Raw genomic sequence first — 5,492 nt, forward strand, 5'->3', positions numbered from 1 at the left:
CTGCGGGACCCGGTAGGTCGGCTGTCACGGCGCACGGGGCGGAGCCCCCTCGCTGCGCTCGGTGGCGCCGCCCGCGCAAGCGCGGCCCCACCTCTTCAGTCCCACGAGTCACATTCGCTCATCCGTTGGGCAGAGACGACACGAAAACCGGCCGGAAACCTGCAGTCTTCACCCAACCGGCAAGACGATGTGAAGCATGTGACGGGTGTGGCGCCCGCGCATGCGGCGGCGTGGGCGGAGCCCTCGCCGTTGAGCGCGCCGTTCAGTCGACCGGGAGAGGCTCGCAGTCAACGGATGCCGAAGGCACCGCGAAGCGGGCGCCGCAGGCGATCCTTGACGGCGAGACCCGGTCGACTACGCGCGCGGACGCCACACCAACCACGAAGACGGGCGCCACACACCAACCACGAAGACGGGCGCCACCCAGCCCTGAGGAGGACTACGCCCGGTCCGACCCCGTTCGCGCGTTCGGTCCCTGCGGCCCGTCGTCGACCTCACCCGACTCGTCGCTGGGAGATCCGGCGACCGACTGGTCGTCGGAGATCGGGGTGTCGGCGTCTGCCGGGTCCATCGCGGCGACCTCAGAGACCTGACCCTCGCGGGCGTCCTGGTCCTTGGTGTGCTCGCCCTCGGTGTGCTGGTCCTTGGTGTGCTCGTCCATGGTTCCAGCGTGCCAGTCGCACGGTCGGCGCGGCCCACCCCGAGGGACAGGTCGGGCGAGGCAGGATGGGGTGATGGAGCACATCGAGGTCGCGCGGGCCGAGTCGGAGCGCGGTGAGCTGGTCCTGCGCGAGCGCGAGCCCGGCCATGCCGGTCCGCGGGTGCTCGAGCTGCGCGCCAACGGCGTCTTCGTGATGGACACCGTCGAGGTCGGCACCGAGCGAGCTCTCGCCACCGCCGCGCTCGGCCTGGTCGCCGAGCCACGAGCCGTGTTGGTCGGGGGCCTGGGGCTGGGGTTCACGATGCACGAGGTGCTGGCCGATCCCCGCGTGGAGACCTGCGCCGTCGTGGAGATCGAGCAGGCACTCGTCGAGTGGATGCGCGACGGCACCGTGCCGCACGGACCCGCCCTGCTGGCCGACCAGCGCGCCACGGTCGTGGTCGCCGATATCGCGACTGCCGTCGCCGAGGCCCGCCCGGCGTCGTACGACCTGGTCCTCCTCGACGTCGACAACGGCCCCGGCTACCTCGTCCACGACGCCAACGCCGCGCTCTACGCGCCGCCGTTCCTGACCGAGGTGGCGCGGATCCTGCGCCCAGGCGGAGCGGTGGGGATCTGGTCGGCCGACCGCGCCCCGGCCCTGGGCGAGGCGGTGGCGTCGGTCTACGAAGGGAGCGAGACCATCCCGCTCGACGTGGTGCTGCAGGGCCGCGATGAGCAGTACTGGCTCTACGTGGGTCGCGTCGCCGACCCGTCCGACGGCTGACCCGAGCGCTCCGACCGGGGACGGGGAGCGTGCTCCGGGATCGGGTCCGGATCGGTGGGCTCGCCGACGGCCTCGTGGTCCTTCTGTCGCACGGCCGTGCGGATCTGCTGCAGGTTGTTGCGCAGCAGGTCCGCGACGAGCTCGTCCATCCGGGGATCGCTGAGCATCTCGATGATCACCCGCATCACGGTCTCGGAGGCCTCCGAGACGATCGTGTCGTAGCCGGGGAGCTTGCTGACGATGCGCGCGTTGGGGTCCTCACGGACCTTCTCGGCGACCAGCGCCTTCAGCTCGTCGTGGTTCTCGAGCAGGGCGTCGGAGATGTTCTTGGTGTACTTGCCGGTCTGGATCACCGCGGCGACCTCGTCGAGGACCACGATGGTCAGCGGACGCTTGATGACGCCCAGGACCTTGTAGGCCAACCGGCTGAGCATCTGGAGGAACCACGGCCGGCGCAGCCCCATGCGCACCAGCACCGCCCCCACGATCGCCGCGAGGACCGAGCCGCCGAGGGTGACCCCGGCGACGAGGAGGAGCACCTGCAGGGTGCTGAGGTCGTCGAGCCACTGCGTCACCGGATCACCGTAGTCGTCCGGGTTGCGGCAGGATTCACCCATGACGCGATACGTGGCTCTCGGCAGCTCCATGGCGGCCGGCCCCGGGCTGCTCCCCCGGGCGCCCGGCAGCCCCGCCGCTGCGATGCGCTCGACGCGCAACTACCCGAGCCTGCTCGCCGCCGACCTCGGTCACGACCTGGTCGACGTCTCCTACTCCGGAGCCACGACCGCGCACGTCCTGCACACCCGACAGAACTCCTCCGCGCCGCAGGTGGACGCACTCGACGGCACCGAGACCCTGGTGACGATCACGATCGGCGGCAACGACATCGCCTACGTCCCGGGGATGTACGTCGCCACGCTGCCGCGTCTGACCCGCGCCCTCCCGCTCGTGGGCCCACGGCTGCGCGACGCGCTCGACCCGCACGCCCGGGAGCTCGCCCTCGCCCGGCTCGCCCCGGCGATGCGCGCCGTCGGACGCGCCGTACGGGAAAGAGCCCCTCGAGCCCGGGTGGTCTTCATCGACTACCTCACCCTGCTGCCGCCTGCCGGTGAGCGGTCCTTCCCCCTGCGTCGCCCGCACGCCGACCTCGCCCGGCACCTCGCCGGAGGTCTCGAGGAGATCACCGCGGAGGCAGCCGAGGCCACCGGGTGTGAGCTCGTCAGCGTCGCGGCCGCCAGCCGCGACCACCATGCGTGGTCCGCGGACCCGTGGACCGTGGGGCTCACGCTGCCCACTCGCGGGACGCCGCTGGCCTATCACCCCAACGCGTCCGGGATGCGGGCCGTGGCCGACCTGGTGGCCGAGCACCTGTAGCCGCCGGCCGGGACCACGTTCGTCACCCGATCGTCAGGTGCCCGACAGCCCCGGCACAGACCCGGTCGGTAACGTGCGAGGGGTGAGCACGCACGACGACGTCCGGATCGAGCACGACTCCATGGGTGAGATCGAGGTGCCGAAGGCAGCCTTGTGGCGCGCCCAGACGCAGCGCGCGGTCGACAACTTCCCGATCAGCGGGACCACCCTGGAGCCTCGCCTGATCCACGCCCTGGGCCAGGTGAAGGCCGCGGCGGCCCAGACCAACGGCGAGCTCGAGGTGATCACCGAGGAGCAGTCCTCGGCCATCGCCTCGGCCGCTCGCGAGGTCGCGCAGGGTCGCCACGACGAGCACTTCCCGATCGACGTCTTCCAGACCGGGTCGGGCACCAGCTCCAACATGAACGCCAACGAGGTGATCGCCAGCCTCGTCGCGCGCTCTGCCGCCGACGGGGACGGCGCCGTACACCCCAACGACCACGTCAACGCGAGCCAGTCGAGCAACGACACCTTCCCCACCGCCATGCACGTCGCCATCACGCTGGCGGTGGTCGAGGACCTGACCCCTGCCCTGGGAGTCCTGGGAGACGCACTGGCCGCCAAGGCCGAGGAGTTCGCCGGCGTCGTCAAGTCCGGCCGCACCCACCTGATGGATGCCACCCCCGTCATGCTCGGCCAGGAGCTCGGCGGGTACGCCGCCACGGTGCGCTACGCCGTGGAGCGCCTCGAGGCCGTGCTCCCGCGTGTCCGCGAGCTTCCGCTGGGAGGCACGGCGGTCGGCACCGGCATCAACACCCCGGCCGGGTTCGCGCCGCGGGTCATCGAGCTGCTCGCCGAGGCCACCGGCCAGCCCTTCAGCGAGGCCCGGAACCACTTCGAGGCCCAGGGGACGCGCGACTCGCTGGTCGAGCTCAGCGGCGTCCTGAAGACGGTGGCGGTCGGTCTGATCAAGATCTGCAACGACCTGCGCTGGATGTCGTCGGGGCCCACCACCGGGCTCGCCGAGATCCACCTGCCCGACCTGCAGCCCGGCTCCAGCATCATGCCGGGCAAGGTCAATCCGGTGCTGCCTGAGGCGACGCTGCAGGTCTGCTTCCAGGTGATCGGCAACGACGCAGCCGTGACGGCCGCGGGCAGCAGCGGGAGCTTCGAGCTGAACGTCGCGATGCCCCTCATCGCCCGCAACGTCCTCGAGTCGATCCGGCTGCTCTCCACCTCGACCACCGTGCTGGCCGAGCGCTGCGTGGCCGGCATCACCGCCGACGTCGAACGGATGCGCACCTACGCCGAGTCGTCACCCTCGGTGGTCACGCCACTCAACAAGTACATCGGCTACGAGGCAGCGGCCTCGGTGGCCAAGAAGGCGCTCGCAGCCGGCGCCACGATCCGCGAGACCGTCGTCGCCGAGGGATACGTCGAACGCGGCGAGCTCACCGAGCAGCAGCTCGACGACGCGCTCGACCTCGAGGGGATGACCCACCCGTGAGCATGACCGACCGCGACCACGTCAGCCGCCAGTACGCCACCGAGGAGCACCTCGAGACCCGCACGTCGGTGTGGCACCCCACCCTCGACGGCCGCGAGCCGTCCTGCGAGGCGCTGACCGCCGTCGTCCAGGGGGAGCCGGAGCGCGTGCTCGAGGTCGGGTGCGGCACGGGCGCCTTCGCGGCGCGGATCGCCGCCGCGCTGCCCGGGGCCGAGCTGAAGGCGGTCGACCAGTCGCCTCGCTTGGTCGAGCTCACGTCCCGCCGTGGCATCGACGCGCGGGTCGCCGACGTCGAGGAGCTGCCGTTCGACGACGCGTCGTTCGACGCCGTCGCCGCCATGTGGATGCTCTACCACGTGGGTGACCTGCACCGGGGCCTCGCCGAGATCCGCCGGGTCCTGCGCCCGGGCGGCCGCTTCGTCGCGGTCACGAACGGCGACGAGCACATGGCCGACCTGCGCCGTGAGGCCGGCGGCGAGGCCGTACTGACCCACTTCAGCAGCGAGAACGGCGAGGACGCCCTGCTGCACCACTTCGAGGACGTCGCCCGTGACGACCTCCGCACGCGGGCGCTCTTCGGTGACCACGCGGCGGCAGTGGCCTACCTCCACTCGTCGCAGGAGGACGTCCCCTGGCACCTCCCGCACTTCGACGGTCCGCGGGAGTACGCCGGTCACACGACGGTCTTCGTCGCGACCTGACCTACTTCGGTCGCTGGCAGAAGTTCTCCGGACGGAACCCGGGCGGGTTCTCCTGCGCCTCGACCCGCGAGAGGCACGCCTCGTAGGTCGACTCGGAGTTGTTCTCCTGGCGTGCCCGGATGAGCAGGAACAAGGCGCCCAGCATGATGGCGCCGGCCAGGATCACCGCGATGAACCGAACCAGGTCGGAGCCTTCGCTCGGCGGCTCGCCGAAGCCGTAGGGCAGCATGGTCTCCGGGTCGCGTTCGCTCACGGGTCCATGGTCCCAGGTGGCTCAACCCGCACCGGCGCTGACCTGTCGCCTCTCGACGACGCGTCGGAGTGGCGGGGTCGGCGCGGGCGCCCGGCTCACCGGGTTTCGACACGCTCCGTCGCGGGTTCGTCCCTCACCCGCGGTCGCTGCTCAACCACCGACGACCACCCGAGCTCCGCCGACCTCGCGGTCGGCACCCGGCTCACCGGGTTTCGACACGCTCCGTCGCGGGTTCGTCCCTCACCCGCGGT

7 protein-coding genes are annotated in these 5,492 nt (G+C 71.4%); 4 read left to right on the forward strand and 3 right to left on the reverse strand.

Features of this window, described 5'->3' with window-relative positions:
• Positions 1 to 439: 439 nt before the first annotated feature.
• A complete protein-coding gene (locus tag Q1K33_RS20200) occupies positions 440 to 661 on the reverse strand; it encodes a hypothetical protein (RefSeq protein ID WP_300406640.1) in 222 nt (73 codons plus the stop codon).
• Positions 662 to 734: 73 nt separating this feature from the next.
• Here Q1K33_RS20200 and Q1K33_RS20205 point away from each other — a divergent pair, with 73 nt between their 5' ends.
• Entirely contained in the window at positions 735 to 1,427 is a 693-nt protein-coding gene (locus tag Q1K33_RS20205) for a hypothetical protein (RefSeq protein ID WP_300406641.1), read from the forward strand.
• Here the strand turns inward: Q1K33_RS20205 and Q1K33_RS20210 are convergent.
• A complete protein-coding gene (locus tag Q1K33_RS20210) occupies positions 1,391 to 2,044 on the reverse strand; it encodes a hypothetical protein (RefSeq protein ID WP_300406643.1) in 654 nt (217 codons plus the stop codon). The two genes, Q1K33_RS20205 and Q1K33_RS20210, sit on opposite strands and share 37 nt — an antisense overlap.
• Here Q1K33_RS20210 and Q1K33_RS20215 point away from each other — a divergent pair.
• From Q1K33_RS20215 to Q1K33_RS20225, 3 genes are all read left to right on the forward strand, one after another.
• Entirely contained in the window at positions 2,043 to 2,801 is a 759-nt protein-coding gene (locus Q1K33_RS20215; RefSeq protein WP_300406645.1) for an SGNH/GDSL hydrolase family protein, read from the forward strand. The two genes, Q1K33_RS20210 and Q1K33_RS20215, sit on opposite strands and share 2 nt — an antisense overlap.
• 121 nt (positions 2,802 to 2,922) lie before the next feature.
• Positions 2,923 to 4,287, forward strand: coding sequence for a class II fumarate hydratase (locus Q1K33_RS20220; RefSeq protein ID WP_300406652.1), 1,365 nt, complete (start codon positions 2,923 to 2,925; stop codon positions 4,285 to 4,287).
• 2 nt (positions 4,288 to 4,289) lie between these two features.
• Complete coding sequence (locus tag Q1K33_RS20225; RefSeq protein ID WP_300406654.1) at positions 4,290 to 4,988, forward strand: class I SAM-dependent methyltransferase; 699 nt, start codon at positions 4,290 to 4,292, stop codon at positions 4,986 to 4,988.
• Between the two features lies 1 nt (position 4,989).
• Here the strand turns inward: Q1K33_RS20225 and Q1K33_RS20230 are convergent, their stop codons facing one another.
• Positions 4,990 to 5,241 (reverse strand): hypothetical protein, encoded by a 252-nt coding sequence (locus Q1K33_RS20230; protein WP_300406647.1) that lies wholly within the window; start codon positions 5,239 to 5,241, stop codon positions 4,990 to 4,992.
• Positions 5,242 to 5,492: the final 251 nt, after the last annotated feature.

Origin of the sequence: Nocardioides sp. (assembly GCF_029937575.1) — a bacterium.
Taxonomy (GTDB): Bacteria; Actinomycetota; Actinomycetes; order Propionibacteriales; family Nocardioidaceae; genus Nocardioides.